This window comes from [Actinomadura] parvosata subsp. kistnae (assembly GCF_900323885.1).
GTDB lineage: Bacteria > Actinomycetota > Actinomycetes > Streptosporangiales > Streptosporangiaceae > Nonomuraea > Nonomuraea composti.
The window spans coordinates 594,143-611,363 of the sequence record NZ_OOHJ01000022.1; the positions used below are offsets into that span (position 1 = coordinate 594,143).

Sequence of the window (17,221 nt, forward strand, 5' to 3'; positions counted from 1 at the left end):
ATCACGCGGTACGGATGCGGTACGGATGCGTGCTACGCGTAGATCAGCATCCTGACGGGGCTCTCCTCGACGATGCCCGGCAGGATGTCGGGCTGGCCGAGGAAGCCGGGCTGCAGGTCGGGCCGGAACCACCGGCTGGCGAACCCGGCGAACGGCGGCAGGCCGACGCCGACGCCGAGGATGTCCACGGTGAGGTGGATCTCCAGCGGGCGCGGCTGGCCGTCGGCGGGCTGGGGCGCGGTCGGGATCTGCAGGGGCACGATGTTGAAGAACCCGGCGTTGAACGCCTCGGGGGCCGGGGCCAGCACGGGCCCGGGGGTGACGGTGTTGAGGTCGACGGTGACGCCGCGGACCTGGAAGACGTACGGCGCCATGACGTCGGCCGCGGAGGGCCCGCCGGGCAGCGGCATCGGGTTGCGCCAGAGCACGGCGAACAGGACGACCTTCTCGCCGAAGTGCACGACGCGCGCCGGCTGGAGCGGCCCGCCCTGGAACGTCTCCCGGTAGGGCCCCACGGCCATGAGGTCGAACCAGAGGTACGGCGGCTGGAGCTGCGTGATCGGCGTCGTGACCTCGGGCATCCCGGCGGCCCTGGAGCCCATGATCTGCCCGGCGGCGCGGCCCGGCTCGGCGATCCCGGCCTGCTCGCCCTGGCGGCCCTGCTGCGCCATGCCCGGGTACGCGGGCGCGCCGAGCGATTCGTGGTAGCCGCCGGCGCTGACGGGCTCCCGCATGCGGGTGGCCTGCTGGGCGTGCATCGGCTGCTGCGCCTGCATGGGCTGGGCCTGCATGGGCTGCTGGGCCTGCATGGACTCCTGCATGCGGGCGGCGGCCCGCTCCGACAGCATGCGGTACTTCTCCTGGTACCGCATCGTGTAGTGGTCGAGGCTGCCCTCGATCTCCCGCATGATCGCCTGGACCCGGTCGTCGGCCAGCAACTCCCGGGTGGCCGGGTCGGGCTGCAGCTCGGCGATCTGTCTCTGCGTGGTGGTCCTCAGGTCGGTGATCGACATTGATCTGCCCCTCGCTTCGGGCGGGCTCAGTGTCCCGCGTGCCCCGTAACCTGGCACGCCCCGCTTAGCGAGCGCTGAGGACCGCCCTGCGCCGCCGCTTAGTTTCCGCTTCGGTCCTGCCGGTCCTGTCCCGATGTCAGCCGGAGAAGAGCTGGGTGAGCTTCAGGAACAGCTCGTACACCCCGTACGCGAAGGGCACGCCCACCCAGATCCAGGCCAGCACCATCAGCCCGGTGCGCCGTTCCTTCGTGCTCATACGGCCTGTCCTTCCTCCAGCACCGCCGCCGGCCGTTCGTGGTGTCTCTCGTGGACGGGACGGATCAGCTCGTTGGCGAGGAAGCCCACCGCGAGCAGCCCGATCATGATGAACAGCGAGGTCGTGTAGAGGTCGGGCCCCGAGCGCCCGGCGGCCTTCTGGGCGTCGGCGATGGCGTTGACGATGAGCGGGCCGAGCACGCCGGCCGTGGACCACGCGGTGAGCAGGCGGCCGTGGATGGCGCCGACCTGGTAGGTGCCGAACAGGTCCTTGAGGTAGGCGGGCACGGTCGCGAAGCCGCCGCCGTAGAAGGACAGGATGCCGAGCGCGCAGATGATGAACAGCGGCTTGGAGCTCTCGCCGGCCAGGGCGATGACGAGGTACAGCAGCGCGCCGACGCCCAGGTAGACGCGGTACATGTTCTTGCGCCCGATGAGGTCGGAGGTGGAGGACCAGACGAAGCGGCCGGTCATGTTGGCCAGCGACAGCAGCGCCACGAACCCGGCCGCCGCGCCCGCCGCGACGGCCGCGTGGGTGCCGGTGAAGAAGTCGGTGATCATCGGCGCGGCCTTCTCCAGGATGCCGATGCCGGCGGTGACGTTGCAGCACAGCACGATCCACAGGCAGTAGAACTGCGGGGTACGCAACGCGTTGCGGGCCGAGACGTCGGCCGTGGTGATCAGCGGGCGGGTCCTCAGCACGGCGGGCCGCCGGCCCTTCGGGGCCCAGCCCTCGGGCGGCACCCGTACGAGCAGCACGCCCATCGACATGAACACCGCGTACACGACGCCGTGAACGAGGAACGTCGTGGCGATCCCGGTCGTGGTCGGGCCGAACGAGGCGAGCATCTGCGCCGACCACGGCGAGGCGATGAGCGCGCCCCCGCCGAACCCCATGATCGCGATGCCGGTGGCCATGCCCGGCCGGTCCGGGAACCACTTGATCAGCGTGGAGACGGGCGAGATGTAGCCGATGCCGAGACCGATGCCGCCGACGAAGCCGTAGCCGAGCACGACCAGCCAGTACTGGCGGGTGAGCACGCCCAGCGCGGACAGCAGGAAGCCGGAGGAGAAGCAGGTCATCGAGACGAACATGGCCCAGCGGGGCCCGTTGCGCTCGACGAGGGTGCCGCCGAAGGCCGCCGACAGGCCGAGCATGACGATGCCGAGCTGGAACGGCAGCGCGCTCTGGGTGCCGGAGAGCCCGAGCGCGGACTCCAGCGGGGGTTTGAACACGCTCCACGCGTACGCCTGCCCGATGGCCAGGTGCACGGAGAGCGCCGCGGGCGGCACGAGCCAACGGCTCCAGGTGGGTGCCGCCACGGTACGGGAACGACTGAGGAAGCCGGTGGGACTCGCGAACCTCGTACTCATTGACACGCATCATCGCTTATCACATACCGTATGCAGTATCTGGCATGCTTCTGCTCTTTACGGCGAGCGGTCAGATCTCGTCGCCGAACGGCCCCGTAATCTTGGATCCGGATTCCAAGAAAGGCGGCCGAGCATGAGCACCACCACAGACCCCGAGGTCCGGATCACGACAGGCGGCGTGCGCGGCCGCACCGAGGGCGGGCTGGCCGTCTTCCGCGGCATCCCGTACGCCCGGCCCGCCCGCCTCGGCGCCCCCGAGCCCGCCGAGGCGTGGGACGGCGTCCGCGACTGCGTGGCCTTCGGGCCGCCGCCGCCCCAGCGGTCCATGGTCACGGGGGCCGTGGAGGGCGGCGGCGCCGAGAGCTGCCTGACGGTCAACGTCTGGTCGCCGTCCCCCGGCGCCGGCGCGCGCCTGCCCGTCATGGTGTGGATCTACGGCGGCGCCTACCGGGGCGGCCAGTCCGGCGACTCCGTCTACGACGGCGCGATCCTGGCCAGGGAGGGGAACGCGGTCGTCGTCACCCTCAACTACCGCGTCGGCATGGAAGGCTTCGCCCACCTCGACGGGGCGCCCGCCAACCGGGGGCTGCTCGACCAGGTGGCGGCGCTGGAATGGGTGCGCGACAACGTGGCCGCGTTCGGGGGCGACCCGGGGCGCGTCACCGTGTTCGGGGAGTCGGCGGGGGCCGGGTCCATCATCGCGCTCATGGCCATGCCGCGCGCCGCCGGGCTGTTCGGGCGGGCGATCGCGCAGAGCGTCCCTGGCACGTATTTCTCCGCGCCGCTGGCCGCCGACATCGCCGGCGTCCTCGCCGCCGAGCTGGGCCTGCCGCCCGAGGCCGGCGCGCTCGCCGCCGTCGACCCCGGCCGGCTCGTCACCGCCGCCGAGGCCGCCACGGCCAAGATGCGCCAGTACGAGGACCGCTGGGGCGCCGTCGCCCACACCGTCACCCCGTTCTCCCCCGTCGTGGACGGCGACGTCCTGCCGCGTGACCCCTGGAGCGCCCTGTCCGCCGGGGCGGGGCGCGACGTCGAGCTGATCGTCGGTCACACGCGGGACGAGTACCGGCTGTTCACCCAGATGGGGCAGGCGGAGGGCCGCGACCTGCTGGGCGTGTTCGCGCCGGGACGCGAGCAGGCCTACCGCGACGCCTACCCCTCGGCCGGGCCCGACCTGCTCAACGAGCTGGTCCAGTCCGACTGGCTGTTCCGGATGCCGTCCCAGCGGCTCGCCGACGCGCAGGCCGCCGGGGGCGGGCGGGTGTACGCGTACGAGCTGGCCTGGGCCTCACCCGCCATCGGGGCCGCCTGCCACGGGCTCGACGTGCCCCTGGTGTTCGGGAACCTGGGCAGCGGGATGGGCACGTTCTTCCTCGGCGACCCCGTCCCCGGCGAGGCCGCCGCCGTGTCGGCGTCCTTCCGGCACGCCTGGACCCGCTTCGCGGCCGGCGAGGGGCCGGGCTGGGCACCGTACGAACCGGAAGGCCGCCTCACCAGGGTCTTCGACGTGGAGCCGGCGGTCGTCCCCTACCCGGAGGAGGCGTCCCGCCGCATCTGGGCCACCCACACGTTCACCACCCTCCCCCTCCTCACCTGAGCCGCGCCTCCGCTCGGCGAGCCTTACCTCTCCCCGCCTCAGAACTTTGTTCTGTAGTGTGGTAGGACATGACGGACATCTTCGATGACCTCCAGGCCGAGTACGAGCAACTCGACGCCGTCCTCGCCACCCTCACCCCCGCCCAGTGGTCGCACCCATCGGCCGCCACCGGCTGGACCGTCTCCGACGTGGTCCTCCACCTCGCCCAGACCGAAGAGCTGGCCGCCGCCTCCATCCGGGGCGAGCTGGCCGGCCCGCGGAACCGCGGCGAGGTGGACGCCATGGCCGACAGCGCCGTGGCCGCCGAGCGCGACATCGCCCCCGCCGATCTCCTGGCCCGCTGGCGGGCGGCGACCGCGTTCATGCCCGCCGCGCTCCGCGCCCACCCCAAGGACAGCCGCCTGACCTGGGTCGCCACCAGCCTCTCCCCCGCCACCCTGGCCACCACCCGCCTGGCCGAGCACTGGGCGCACGCCCTCGACATCACCGGCCCGCTCGGCCTCGCCTACCCCGACACGCCGCGGCTGCGGCACATCGCGTGGCTGGGGCATCGCACGCTGCCGTACGCGTTCGAGGTGGAGGGCCTGACGGGCGGGCCCGTCCGCTGCGAGCTGACCGCACCCGACGGCGAGGTGTGGCACTTCGGCGACCCGGCCGCGCCGTCCGTCATCACGGGACCCGCGGGCGACTTCTGCCGCGTCGGCGCCCGCCGCCTGAGCCCCGCCGACTCGGCACTCAAGGCCACCGGCCCCCACGGCCCCCAGGCCCTCACCGTCCTGCGCAACTACGCCTTCTGAGCCACCCACTGACCGCCTTCGGCCTTCTGGACCACCCGCTGACCGCCTTCGGAGTTACCCGCTGACCGCCTTCTGGACCACCCGCTAACCGAGCATCCCGCCCAGGCGGCCCTCCAGCATCAGCAACAGCTCCCCCAGCAGGTCGGCGAGCTCCCGCTCCTTCTCGGCGGGCAGGCCGGCCAGCAGCGCGGTCTCGTACTCGAGCTGCTCCGGCACCAGCCGCATGATGAACTCCCTGCCCCGCTCGGTGAGCGACAGGTGCGCCACGCGGCGGTCGCGGTCGTCCACGCGGCGGGCGACCAGGCCGATCTCCACCAGCCGCCGCGCCCGCTTGGTCACGGCGGCCCCGAGGCGAACGTCTCGCGGGCCAGCCTGCCCGGCGTCAGCTCGCCGCCCACCCGGAGCAGGGCGCACAGGAGGTCGTACTCGGCCCGGTTCACGCCGGCGCGGCCGAGCGGCGCGTCGGCGGCCTGGTGCAGGAGGGCGGTGCAACGGTTGAGCCGGCCGATGACGGCGACGGCGTCGAGGTCGGCGTCGGGGAGGACCTTCCGCCACTGGCGCAGCGCGACCGCCACGGCGTCCTCCACGTGCCCGATCCTTCCTGTGGCTGGGGTGTCCGGTGGCTTCCGATCGTACGCGCCACCAATCACCTCCGCGCCCGCCACCGCCGCCCCCTCCGCACCCCACCGCCGCACCCGGCCAGCGTCGCGCCTCGGCACCGCCGTTCCGGTCAGGCGGACAGCTGGGCCAGCCGGTGGTGGCCGGCGCGTTCGGCGGCGGCGATGCGCTCCTGTGGCAGCGTCGCGCTCCACCACTCGCCCGCCGCGACGTCGGCCGCCTCACGCAGCTCCACCAGCGCCCCTCGCAACCGGTCCCGCGCGTCCCTGCCCTCCGTGAGCGGCTCCCCGACCAGCCGTTCCAGCCGCTCCAGCCCATCTTGTACGCGGGCGGCGGCCCGCCGGTCGGGCACGAGCACGCACGCCAGCAGCCCGGCGGCGGCCCCGAGGCACGTGTCCAGCCACCGATCGGCCACGAGCGCCGGCACCGGCCCCGCCCCGGCGAACTCCGTCATCAACATGGCCATCGGCGCCACGAACACGCTCCCCAGCCAGTAGTTGCGGGTGATCGCCGCCTCCGTCACGAACTGCATGGCCAGCACCGCCACGATCAACGCCACCGCACCCCACCTGGTCACGGGCACGATCACGGTGAACAGGGCGACGCCGAGCAGGTTGCCGAGCACGCGCTGGAGGGCACGGCTCCACGACATGGTGGTGTTGGCCGCGAACACGGCCGCCGCCGTCACAACGGCCCAGTACGGCCGTCCCACGCCGAGCGCCATCGACCCCCACCCCGCCAGCGCCGCACCCGCGAACACCGTCACGACCACCCGCCACCACCGGGCCACCAGCACGAACGGCACCCGCCACCGCGCCCCGGCGACCGGAGCAGGCTCAGCCCGCTCGGCGGCGATGCCGTCCAGTTCCGCCCGCTCGGCCGCGTCCGTGCGCGCGTCGCAGAGCGGCGGCTCGGGGACGGGACGGCCCTTGCGCAGGTCATGCGCCCAGGCCATGAGCACGTCGGCGTCCACCCCGCCACCGGCGCTGGCGGCGGCCGACTCGGCCCGCACCAGCAACCGCCGCAGCCCGTCGCGCCGATCCCCGGAACGCAGCAACGTCTGCCACGCCCCGTTCACGGCCGCAGCGGCGGCGTGACGCACCTGGTGATCGTCGCCACCCTGCGTTCGGCGGACGTCGCCGCGAGCGCCAGAAGGCCAAGCCGGGCTTTGCGGGGCGCGAGCGCCAGGAGGCGAAGGCGTACCTTGCGAGGCGCGAGCGACAGGAGGCCAAGGCGCACCTCCCGGGGCGTGAGCAGGCACAAGCCCGGCCGTCCCTTCCGAACCGCGGGCCTCGTCGCGAGCACGCACCAGCCGGGCCGTCGCCTCCAGGGCGCGGGCGACCGCGATGCGCTCGGGCCCGTCCGGACGGACGAGGCCCGGGGCCATCCCGACCACCCAGGCCACGATCCCGCCGAGCACCCCCAGCCCCACGTGCAGCGGCACGTCGGCGAGGCGCTGCCCGGGGACGAAAGCGGCGCTGGCGGCGACGAAGGTGAGCACGACGTTCCCCGGCGGGCCGATCCTGGTGGCGTCGCAGGCCGCCTTGTGCAGCCCCGCCAGCAGGGCGGCCACGGCCACGCGGATGGCGACGGAGTCGGTGAGGGCGGCGGTGACGAGGGCGGCGGCGGTGCCGGCCAGCATCCCCAGCACGACCCAGCCGAGCGCCCTGGCCCGCGCGGCGTACGGCAGGCCGTGCCCGTACAGGGCGCACATCGCGCCGGCGGAGGCGTACAGGGTGAGGTCCAGCCGCCCGGCCGCGAGAAGGGCGAGCAGGACGACGGCGAGTGCGGCCACCCCGCTCAGGGCGGGCTTGTGCCAGATGTCACCGAGGGGCGCGAGACGCAGCGCGGCTCGGACGGGCAGGCGGACACGGGGCTTGAGCTGGCGAAACGGGATGGCACTCACCCAGCAAGTTTAGCAAGTGTTTCACTCGTAAAATAACGGATCGTCATTCAGCCACCGCGCCCTCCGGTGCCAGGGCCTGCCGACGTCGCCGCACGGCGGGGGCCGCGCGCCGCCCTCCGCCAGGACGACCTACGCCGGCCCGCCCCAACCGGCACGGCCCACGCCTGCCCTCCCCACGCCCGCCCTGCCCACGCCCGCCCTGCCCACGCCCGCCCTGCCCACGCCCGCCCTGCCCACGCCCGCCCTGCCCACGCCCGCCGTGCGCACGCCGACCCACACCAGCACGGCCCACACCAGCACGGCCTACGCCTGCACTGCCCGCACAAGCCCACTTCAGCAGGCCCGCAACCTCGCACACCGAGGGCCGCGAGCAGCCCGGTGCGGGCCACGGCGGCGCCAGCACGGTGTCACCACCGGCTGCGGCACACCGCCCCCGACCGGAAAGGCGGCCCACGACCGGATCTGGCAGCGGCCGTGGGCGATTAGGGCGGCGTGCCCGGCCGGGACAGCAGGCCGGGGCGACAGCCCGAAGCGACAGCCGGAGCGCCAGACCGGGGCGACAGGCCGGTGCGCCAGGCCGGTGCGCCAGGCCGGTGCGCCAGGCCGGTGCGCCAGGCCGGGACAGCCACCCGGGGCGTCAAGGCCGGGGGCGGCAGGCTGGGGTGTCAGGCGGTGTGGACGGGGATGCGGCGGGGCCGGGCGGCGTCGGTTTTCGGGAGGCGTACCGTCAGGACGCCGTCCGTCAGGTCGGCGCGGATGCGGTCGGCGTCGACGCCCGCCGGCAGCAGGGTGTGGTAGGCGAAGCGGCCGACGCGGCGGGTGCGGTAGCGCAGCCAGCCCACCTTCTCCTTCTCCTGGATGCGGCCGGTGATGCGCAGCTCGTTCCCGGCGACCTCGACCGTCACGTCTCTGCGCTTGACGCCGGGGAGGTCGATCTCGACGAGGTAGGCGTCGTCGTTCTCGGTGATGTCGGCCGGGGGCGTCCACATGCCCGTCTGGGTGTCGCCGCCGATCAGTACGCTCATGCGGTGCTGCAGGTGGACGAGCTCGTGCAGCGGGTCCGGCGGCGCGAGGGAGTCGCGGGCAGGACGCAGCGGTGCCGAGCGCAGCACGGGTAGGGCCATCGTCTTCTCCCTTCGAAGCGTTGTGGTGCGCTTCGTTCCGTCGCGGACAGGTCGTGTCGGAGCAGCGTGCGGGACGGTCAGGTCGATCGGGCCGAGGGCACCGCCGGGGTGCCGGCGGGCCGTCCGGCGGAGCGAGGGGGAGCGGAACGGTTCGGAGGGGAACGGTTCGGCGCGCATCGGCATGGCTTCCTCCTCGCTGCTCCTTCCCCAGGTCCCGTTGGGTGGAGGACCGTTCCTTGAGTCTCATCGACTCAACTTACCTACATCCGTACAACGAACTAATATGCCTGTCAAATTCCATTGCCGCCGTCGCGGCAGGGCCGTCAGGCGCGGAAGTCGGCGGCGTGGTCGCGGGCCCATGCGGCGAAGGTCTGGGCGGGCCGGCCGGTGAGCTTCTCCACGATCGTGCTGGTCTCGGGGGCGGTCGTCGTGCCCGCGGCCCACGCCCCCATGATGGCCTCCACGCCCATGGCGGGCATGACCTCGCTCAGCTCCGCGCGCGCCTGCTCGGGAGTCACCTCCTCGACGGGGATCCGCCGGCCGAGGGCCGCCCCAATGTGCTCGACCTGCTCGCGCAGGGTGAGCGCCTGCGGCCCGTACACGGTGTAGGCCTGCCGCCCGTGCCCCGGCTCGATCAGCGCGGTCACCGCGAGCGCCGCCATGTCGCGCTCGCTGACGGGCGCGGTCATCGCCTCCGGGTACGGCAGCCGCACCGCCGCGCCGTTCCTGATGGGGCGGCTCCACCACCACAGCGTGTTGGTGGCGAACATGCCGGGCCGGATGAACGTCCACGACAGGCCCGATTCCTCCAGGGCCGACTCGACGGCGCGGTGCTGCCGCGCGATGGGGTTGCGCGCCGAGCCGGGCAGGACGACCGCCGCGGACGACAGCAGCACCACGCGCCGCACCCCCGCGTCGGTGGCGGCCCGGACGAAGCCGTCGATGCCGTCGGGCCTGGCGTAGATGAAGGCGTGCGTGGCGCCCGCGAGCGCGGCGGGCAGGGTGTCCGGCCGGTCGAGGTCGGCCGCCACCACCTCGACCTCGGCAGCACCGCCCGCCGCACTGAAGGCCGCCTCACTGATGGCCGCCTCACTGAGGGCCGCCGCGCTGAAGGTCGCGGTGACATCGAGTGGCCGGAGGGTGGCGGGGTTCCGGCTGGTGAGGCGGAGCGGGTGACCGGCCGAGCGCAGGGCTGCGGCGACGTGGCGGCCGACGTTGCCGCCCGCGCCGAAGACGACCATGACCATCGTGGCGAGCCTTTCTAGTCTTCGGTGAGCAGGGTGACGAGCTGGGCGGCCAGCAGCTGCCGCAGCTCCGGTGACAGGGGGTCGGTGCCGAAGAGGTCGCGGACGAACTGCGGCATCGCGATCGGGGCGAAGACGATCGCGTACGCGGCGAGCACCGCGAAGCGGGGGTCCAGCCCGGCTCGCAGCTCCCCAGCCTCCTGGCGGCGCGCGGCCCGCCGCACGGCCTCGGCCATGAGTGCCTGGCGCTGCTCGGTCTGCCGCCGGCCGTCGTCCTCGTCGGTGAACGGGCAGTCGCCCAGGGCCTGCCAGATGACGAGCCTGGCCCAGTCGGGATCGTCGAGCGTGGCGTCGAGGTGGGCGCGGACGGACTCGGCGAACGGGGCCTCGGCGCCGGGGGCGGCGGCCTGGCGTTCCTGCCAGCGCCTGCGCAGCTCGTCGAGCAGGCCCTGCTTGCCGCCGAAGTGGTAGGTGATGAGCTGGGCGTTGACTCCGGCGCGTGCGGCGATGCCCGCCGTCCTGGCCCCGGAGTAGCCCTTGGCCCCGAACTCGGCGACGGCCGCGGCGAGGATGCGCTCACGCGTCCGCTCCACCGCGGTTTCCCGCTCCCGGGGCTCCGGTGATCTGCTCGGCGTCATGCCCGGCATCCTAGCCAAAATTTCATTCATTCAGATGAATGAGGAAACCTCCTACTCCAGTTTGAGATTTCCTCTCAGCAGAGCTATAACAATGAGGGAGTTGGACAGACCCGACATCATCAAAGAGGTGGTGACGATGCTGACCACACTGGACACGATCTTCGACGACCTCGAGCGGCAGTTCGCCCGGCTGCGGGCCGCCTCCGGCCTGACCTCGACCGCCGCCATGCCGATGGACGGCCTGCGCCGCGCCGACGAGGTGCTGCTGCGTTTCGACCTGCCCGGCATCGACCCCGACACCATCGACGTGAGCGTCGATCGCGGGGTCCTGACGGTCTCGGCGCACCGGCAGGAGGCCTACGGCGAGGACGAGCGGCTGTTCATCCGGGAGCGGCCCATGGGCGACTTCACCCGCCGGGTCTACCTGAGCGAGCACCTGGACGCCGACCACGTCGAGGCGGCCTATCGCGACGGCGTGCTGGCGGTGCGGATCCCGGTGCTGGAGACGGCCCGGCCGCGCAAGGTCCAGGTTCTCAAGGGCAACGAGGCCAAGGCGATCGGCGGGTGAGCATGTCCCGGACGCGGTGACGGGCAGGAGGAGCCGGGCGGCCCGGCAGTCCTGGCAGGAGGAGCCGGGCCGCCCGGCAATCTCGGCTTCAGAAGCCGGGCGGCCCGCGCGCCGCACCCCCGCAGGCTAGGGAAACCCCTAGGTTGTCTCCCGTGGCGACCCTCGCGGCGCCGGTGAAACCGTGCCGGTATTCGAGCGCGGCAGCGACTTCCGCGCGGACGACCGGAACGGGTGGACGAAGATGACCGAGCCCACGAGCGGGGCCGCGAAGCAGGAGCTCCAGGACTTCCTGCGCACGGCGGACAAACTCACACTCGACGACAGGAGACTCCTGGTCCAGCAGGCGCTGGTGCTCTTCGAGCAGAACTACGTGCATCTGCCGATGAAGGCGGCGATGCACGCCGTGAACCCGGTGCAGCGGCTGCGCCTGCTGGCCGTGCGCCTGAGCAGGCAGACCCCGCAGACCATGGGCCCGGAATGGCGCTTCCACGCGGAGCTGTCCGAGATCTTCCACTCGGTACGCGACCTGCACACCAACTACCTGCTCCCCCAGCCGTTCTCCGGCAGGATCGCCTTCCTGCCGTACCTCATCGAGGAGCACTACGACGGCGACCAGCGCCGTTACGTCGTCACCAAGACGGTGCAGGACTTCTCCTCGCCGGGCTTCGGCCCCGGCGTCGAGGTGACGCACTGGAACGGCATCCCGATCGACCGCGCGGTCGACATGAACGCGGCCAGGTTCGCCGGCAGCAACCCGGCGGCCCGGCACGCGCGCGGCCTGCAGTCGATGACGATCAGGCCGCTGCGCGTGCACGTGCCGCCGGACGAGTCGTGGGTGGTGCTCACGTACGTCGGCCAGGACGGGATCCAGCGCGAGCTGAGCACGACCTGGCGGGTCAGCGACAACCTGCCGCCGTTCGTGAACGCCGACGAGGTGTCGGCCGCCGCCACCGCCCAGGGCCTCGACCTGGGCGCGGACGAGATCAGCCGGGCCCTCAAGCTCCTGTACGTGCCCGAGGCCGTCACCTCGCAGGAGAGCCTGGGCGGCGCGGAGCTGACGGCGGAGCCCGCCGCGCCGGGCGCCGACATCGTGACGTCCATGCCCGGCTTCTTCCGGGCGAGGAGCGTCGTCACGCCGTCGGGCACGTTCGGCCACATCCGCGTGTTCAGCTTCAGCGTCAACGATCCGGACGCGTTCGTCCGCGAGTTCGTCCGGCTCGTCGGGCTGCTGCCGCAGAACGGGCTCATCCTGGACGTCCGCGACAACGGCGGCGGTCACATCTTCGCCAGCGAGTTCCTGCTGCAGACGTTGACGCCGCGCCCGATCCTGCCGGAGCCGACGCAGTTCATCACGACGAACCTGAACCTGCGCATCTGCCGCCGCCACAAGGAGAACCCGACGGGCCAGATCGACCTCGGCCCGTGGTGCCCATCGATGGAGCAGGCGCTGGAGACGGGCGCCGTCTTCTCCGCCGCGTTCCCGATCACCCCGGCGGGCGGGGCGAACGCGCTCGGCCAGCAGTACTTCGGCCCGGTCGTGCTGGTCACGAACGCGCTCTGCTACTCGGCGACGGACATCTTCGCCGGCGGCTTCCAGGACCACAAGATCGGCAAGATCCTCGGCACGGACGACAACACGGGCGCGGGCGGCGCGAACGTGTGGACGCACGAGCTGCTCAAGCTGCTGCTCGACGTCCCCGACAGCCCCTACAAGCCGCTGCCGGGCGGGGCGGGCATGCGGGTGTCGATCCGGCGCTCGCTGCGCGTCCACGACCTGGCCGGCACGCCCGTCGAGGACCTCGGCGTGGTGCCGGACTTCCGCCACCACATGACCCGCAGGGACGTGCTGCAGGGCAACGAGGACCTGCTCGCGCGGGCCGGCGAGATCCTGGCCGGGCAGCCGGTGCGGCGGCTCGACGTGCAGGTCGCCGCCGCGCAGCTCACGCTGACGACGGCGCTGGTGGACCGGGCCGACATCTACCTGGACGGCCGGCCGGCGGCGTCGGTGGACGTGACGCAGCAGGTCACGACCGTGCCGGTGCCGGGGGCCGGGTCGGCGCAGGTCATCCGGGTGGAGGGGTTCCAGGGCGGCGAGCTGGTGGCCGCCCGCACGATCCTCCGCTCCTGACCATCACGGGAGGGGCCCGCACGCCGAGGTGCGGGGTCCCTCGCCGTTGTTGTAGGGTGATCGCAATTCGAACGCGCGCTTTCCAGAAGTAACGCCGCAGAGCGGAAGCGCACATCCCGGTCGACGGGGTGCTGAAGAGGGCGGCACGGTCCTTTGCCGTCTCTTCATACCGGAGGCACCTCATGTACGTCGGCCTCGGCCTGCCCGTCACCGACCCCAAGTCGCTGCTCGACTGGGCCACCCGCGCTGAAGCGGGCCCCTTCACCACGCTGGGCCTGCTCGACCGTCTCGTCTACGACAACCCCGAGCCGCTGGTCACGCTCGCCGTCCTCGCCGGCGCCACCACCAGGATCCGGCTCCAGACCGAAGTCCTCCTGCCGCCGCTGCGGGAGACCGCGCTGCTCGCCAAGCAGGCCGCGACCCTCGACCGGCTCAGCGGCGGCCGGTTCGTCCTCGGCGTCGGCGTCGGCGGCCGGGCCGACGACCACGTGGCCGCCGGCACCGACCTGCGCGCCCGCGGCCGCCGCATGGACGAGCAGCTCGCCACGTTGCGGCGGCTGTGGTCCGGCGAGCCGTACGGTGACGGCGCCGGCCCCATCGGGCCCGCTCCCGCGCGGCCGGGCGGCCCGGAGGTGCTGGTCGGCGGGTTCAAGCCGCGCGCGCTGGAGCGCGTCGCCCGCTGGGGTGACGGCTTCCTCGCCGCCGCCCCGCCGTCCTGGGCGGGCGGGCTGTTCGACACCGTGCGGACGAGCTGGAAGGAGCACGGACGGACCGGCTCTCCGCGCATCGTCGCCCAGGTCACCGCGGCCCTCGGCCCTCAGGAGGTGATCGACGAGGCGCGCGCGGCGATGGGCGCCTACTACGCCTCGTCGGGCGTCGCCGACTACATGGTCTCCGGGATGCGCACCACGCCCGGCGAGATCAGGGACGCCATCGCCCAATTCGAGGAGCTGGGCGCGGACGAGGTGATGCTCTACTGCTTCGGGCGCGACCCGGAGCAGGCCGACCGCCTTGCTGATCTTCTTTAGGACACGGCGGCGTCCGCCTCGGCGACCAGCGGGCTGGTGCGGTAGCGCTGCCAGCCCGCCCGCAGGCGGCGCAGCTCGTCGTGCACCCGGGCCGAGGCGATCAGCCGTACGTCGTCGCTCAGGCCCAGGACGGTGACGGCGGCCTGCTCCGGGTCGCCGGCCCGGACGCTGGCGTGCGCCGCCCGCAGCCCGATCAGCACGCGGGTGCGCAGCTCGACGGGCTGCCGCGCCTCCATGGACGCGGTGAAGTGGCGGGCGGCGGTGGCGTGGTCGCCGAGCTGGGTGAGGGTGAGGCCGATCTGGTGTTCCAGGGACTCGCGCCGGTAGTTGCCCAGCCATTCGGTCTCCGGCGGCGAGTCGGCGCGTTCGAGCTGGGTCTCGGTGCGGCGCAGGAGGGTCAGCGCGTCCCAGCGGGTGCCGGCCGCGGCGTGCGCCTCGGCGCGCATGCCGGTGATCCAGGCCAGCGTGCGCCGGGGGCCGCGCCCGCCGAGGGCCGAGGCGGCGGCGTCGGCCAGCGCGAGCGCTTCGGCGTCGTGGCCCAGCTCGGCGGCCTGCACGGCCATGCTGCGTAACGCCGTCGCCCGCAGCACCAGGTCGCCGGCCTCGTCGGCGAGCCGTACGGTGCTGATGTAGTAGCGCTGGGCCAGCGCGTTCGCGCCCGCGTCCATGGCCATGTACGCGGCGAGGTAGCTCAGCTCGGCCGCGGCCGTGAACAGGTCGGGCCTGGCGCGCCCGCCGGCCACGCCCAGCAGCGGGGTCACCTCGCGTGACAGGTAGGCGGCGACGGCGGCGCGGGCGTGGCCGCCGCCGAAGCGGTCGTCGAGGTCGGCGAAGGCGGCGGTGGCGGCGCGCACGCGGGCCACGTCCCCGGCGCCGGCGCGCGCGGCGGGGGCGCGCGTCCCGTGCCTGACCAGGCCGGGCAGCGCGGCCACGGCCGGCACCCCGCGCCCGGCCAGGCCGGACAGGGCGGCCAGCGTGAACGTGCCGGCGGTCAGCACGGTGCGGCGGTTGAGCAGGTCGTCCTCGCCGAGCGTGGCGAGGCGGGCGACCGGGTCTCCGCGCCACGGGTCGTCGGCGGACGGGGCGGCGGCGGTGCCGGGCCAGCCCAGGTGCTCAGGCGTGAGGTCCGCCCGGCCGAGCCGGCGGCGGAACGCCTCCACGGCGGCGTGCACCGCCTCCGGCCTGGGGACGGTGCCGGTGAGCCAGTGCCCCACGGCCGAGCGGTCGTAGTGCAGGCGCTCGCCGGTCTCGGCGGCGACGGCGTTGACGTGCTGCGCGGTGACGGCGTGCGTCCACCCGGCCTGCTCGATCAGCGCGGCCAGGGCCCGGTTCACGACCGGGCGGGTGCGCCGTGGCGGCATCTCATCTTCACATCGCTTCACATCGCGGTGCCCTCGACGATGCGCCGCACGCAGCGCACCGTCAAGAGAGCGGACGGTGACGTGATGGCCGAGGACGAGGAGGCTCCATGGCAGGGATGGACGTGGCGGCGGCCGAGGTGGCCCATGCCGAGCTGCTGACCGCGCTGGCGGGCAGGCCGCTGGTCGTCGTCGACCGGTACAGCACCGCCCTGCGCACCGGTTACACGGGGCCGATGCCCGTCGAGGCGCTGCGGCCCGCGCTGGGCATCGGCTGCTACGCGGCGTGGGACCCGGCGCTGCCCGGCATGGTCGTGGCCGCCGAGGAGCAGACCGGCAGCCGCTCGGTGGCCGGGCGGCGCGGCTGGCTGCGGCGCGTACGCCACGAGGCCGCCCGGCACCTGGTCAAGCTGGACCGGCCGCCCGTCATCGCCACCTGCCACACAGGCGCGCAGCTCCAGGAGCTGGCGGGGCCCGGCGGGACGGTCGCGGCGATCGAGGCGGGCGTGCGGGCCACGATCGAGGCCCGGCACCTGTTCGACGACCTGCTGCGGGCGGCCGGGGTCCCGGCGGTGGCGCGGATCCGGTGCGTACCGGCCGAGCGGCTGCCGGGACTGGCGGAGCTGCGGCGCGCGGTCGGCACCGAGCGGGTCGTCGTGCAGGCGGGCGACGGGTACGGCGGGCGCGGCACCGTGATCGTGTCGGGCGAGGAGGACATGTCCAGGGCGGCGCGACTGCTCGGCCCGTACCGGGTGGCCGCGTACGTGGACGGCTGGCCGTGCACCGTCACCGCGCTCAGCGTCCCGAACCTCACCGGCGGCGTCGGCGTGTACGTGGACCGGCCCGCGCACGAGACGACCGGCGTCGCCGAGCTGGGCCTCGGCCCGCTGTGCAGCGCGGGCCACGACTGGTCGCGCCCGTGGCCGCTGCCCGCCGCGGCGCTGCTCATCGAGTGCGCGGAGCGCATCGCGGTCTGGGCGTGGCGCAGGTACGGCGTCGCGGGGCTGTTCAGCCTGCGCGGCCTGCTCACGCCGGACGAGCGGGTCTACCTGTCGGCGGTCAGGTGGCGCTGCGACGACAGCACGGAGGTGTCGGCGGTCAACCAGCAGGCCGTCGGCGTGCCCCCGTTCCTGCCGGCCCATCTGGTGGTGATGCTGGGCGGCCGGGTGAGCTGGCTGCCGGACCCGCAGGAGTTCAACCAGGTCAGCCTGCTGCGCGCCACCGAGCGCGGTGGGCCCTTCTCGGTGCGGGTGCGGCTGCGCGGCGACACGCCCTTACGGGTCGCGGCCGGCCAGGGGCCCGGCGTCTACCGGCTGGACCGCGCCGACCGCCCGCGCTGGGTGCGGCGCGCGGCCCATCCGGCCGAGGCCCTGGCCGACCTGGGCGAGTTCCTGCTCGCCGGCCTGCCGGCCACGGACGTGGTCTGCCACCCGGGCGCCGACCTGGCCACCATCGAGGCCGTCACGGACGGCGCCACGCAGCCCTTCCACGGCCCGGCCGGCGCGTCGCCGTTCACCCGCCGGGTGGCGGCGGCCGTCGAGACTCTCCTGGTCCCCGCCTCCCCCTGACGGGC

At 73.8% G+C, this 17,221-nt stretch carries 17 protein-coding genes; 6 read left to right on the top strand and 11 right to left on the bottom strand.

The features are described from left to right. Positions 1–32: 32 nt before the first annotated feature. The 3 genes from KIS93_RS45490 to KIS93_RS45495 form a co-directional block, all read right to left on the bottom strand. The gene (locus tag KIS93_RS45490; protein WP_080041505.1) at positions 33–1,013 is read right to left on the bottom strand and encodes a hypothetical protein; all 981 of its coding nucleotides are present in this window, start codon (positions 1,011–1,013) and stop codon (positions 33–35) included. Positions 1,014–1,149: 136 nt separating this feature from the next. Continuing rightward, positions 1,150–1,269: an MFS transporter small subunit gene (locus tag KIS93_RS69290; RefSeq protein ID WP_418113028.1), complete on the bottom strand. Its 120-nt coding sequence runs from the start codon at positions 1,267–1,269 to the stop codon at positions 1,150–1,152. Then, on the bottom strand, positions 1,266–2,642 hold the full coding sequence (locus tag KIS93_RS45495; RefSeq protein ID WP_080041506.1) for an L-lactate MFS transporter: 1,377 nt from the start codon (positions 2,640–2,642) through the stop codon (positions 1,266–1,268). Before KIS93_RS45495 ends, KIS93_RS69290 begins: the two co-directional genes overlap by 4 nt. Before the next feature lie 133 nt (positions 2,643–2,775). On the opposite strand from KIS93_RS45495, the gene KIS93_RS45500 reads away from it, so the two are divergent. Further along, complete coding sequence (locus KIS93_RS45500) at positions 2,776–4,239, top strand: carboxylesterase/lipase family protein (RefSeq protein WP_080041507.1); 1,464 nt, start codon at positions 2,776–2,778, stop codon at positions 4,237–4,239. A gap of 68 nt (positions 4,240–4,307) precedes the next feature. Further along, positions 4,308–5,036 (top strand): maleylpyruvate isomerase family mycothiol-dependent enzyme, encoded by a 729-nt coding sequence (locus KIS93_RS45505; RefSeq protein WP_080041508.1) that lies wholly within the window; start codon positions 4,308–4,310, stop codon positions 5,034–5,036. Positions 5,037–5,120: 84 nt separating this feature from the next. Here the strand turns inward: KIS93_RS45505 and KIS93_RS63860 are convergent, their stop codons facing one another. The 7 genes from KIS93_RS63860 to KIS93_RS45535 form a co-directional block, all read right to left on the bottom strand. Beyond that, on the bottom strand, positions 5,121–5,375 hold the full coding sequence (locus KIS93_RS63860; RefSeq protein WP_222107882.1) for a helix-turn-helix domain-containing protein: 255 nt from the start codon (positions 5,373–5,375) through the stop codon (positions 5,121–5,123). Beyond that, the gene (locus tag KIS93_RS63865) at positions 5,372–5,623 is read right to left on the bottom strand and encodes a hypothetical protein (RefSeq protein WP_222107883.1); all 252 of its coding nucleotides are present in this window, start codon (positions 5,621–5,623) and stop codon (positions 5,372–5,374) included. The genes KIS93_RS63860 and KIS93_RS63865 overlap by 4 nt, the downstream gene beginning before the upstream one ends. 143 nt (positions 5,624–5,766) lie before the next feature. Next, entirely contained in the window at positions 5,767–7,560 is a 1,794-nt protein-coding gene (locus KIS93_RS45515; protein WP_222107884.1) for an FUSC family protein, read from the bottom strand. Between the two features lie 129 nt (positions 7,561–7,689). Next, positions 7,690–7,860 (bottom strand): hypothetical protein, encoded by a 171-nt coding sequence (locus KIS93_RS45520; protein ID WP_155128270.1) that lies wholly within the window; start codon positions 7,858–7,860, stop codon positions 7,690–7,692. Between the two features lie 365 nt (positions 7,861–8,225). Then, positions 8,226–8,684, bottom strand: a complete 459-nt coding sequence (locus KIS93_RS45525) for an Hsp20/alpha crystallin family protein (RefSeq protein WP_080041511.1) — start codon at positions 8,682–8,684, stop codon at positions 8,226–8,228. A gap of 323 nt (positions 8,685–9,007) precedes the next feature. Continuing rightward, entirely contained in the window at positions 9,008–9,931 is a 924-nt protein-coding gene (locus tag KIS93_RS45530; protein WP_080041512.1) for an NAD(P)H-binding protein, read from the bottom strand. A gap of 14 nt (positions 9,932–9,945) precedes the next feature. Continuing rightward, positions 9,946–10,566, bottom strand: a complete 621-nt coding sequence (locus KIS93_RS45535) for a TetR/AcrR family transcriptional regulator (RefSeq protein WP_080047087.1) — start codon at positions 10,564–10,566, stop codon at positions 9,946–9,948. Positions 10,567–10,666: 100 nt separating this feature from the next. Here KIS93_RS45535 and KIS93_RS45540 point away from each other — a divergent pair, with 100 nt between their 5' ends. The 3 genes from KIS93_RS45540 (at position 10,667) to KIS93_RS45550 (ending at position 14,290) form a co-directional block, all read left to right on the top strand. After that, a complete protein-coding gene (locus KIS93_RS45540) occupies positions 10,667–11,134 on the top strand; it encodes an Hsp20/alpha crystallin family protein (RefSeq protein ID WP_230465450.1) in 468 nt (155 codons plus the stop codon). 181 nt (positions 11,135–11,315) lie between these two features. Beyond that, positions 11,316–13,262, top strand: coding sequence for a S41 family peptidase (locus tag KIS93_RS45545; protein ID WP_222107885.1), 1,947 nt, complete (start codon positions 11,316–11,318; stop codon positions 13,260–13,262). Between the two features lie 182 nt (positions 13,263–13,444). After that, positions 13,445–14,290, top strand: coding sequence for an LLM class flavin-dependent oxidoreductase (locus tag KIS93_RS45550; RefSeq protein WP_080041513.1), 846 nt, complete (start codon positions 13,445–13,447; stop codon positions 14,288–14,290). On the opposite strand, the gene KIS93_RS45555 is transcribed toward KIS93_RS45550, so the two are convergent. Next, on the bottom strand, positions 14,287–15,624 hold the full coding sequence (locus tag KIS93_RS45555; RefSeq protein WP_246005463.1) for an NsdA family TPR-like regulatory protein: 1,338 nt from the start codon (positions 15,622–15,624) through the stop codon (positions 14,287–14,289). The two genes, KIS93_RS45550 and KIS93_RS45555, sit on opposite strands and share 4 nt — an antisense overlap. Positions 15,625–15,758: 134 nt before the next feature. On the opposite strand from KIS93_RS45555, the gene KIS93_RS45560 reads away from it, so the two are divergent. Continuing rightward, a complete protein-coding gene (locus tag KIS93_RS45560; RefSeq protein WP_155128272.1) occupies positions 15,759–17,216 on the top strand; it encodes a hypothetical protein in 1,458 nt (485 codons plus the stop codon). Positions 17,217–17,221 lie beyond the last annotated feature (5 nt).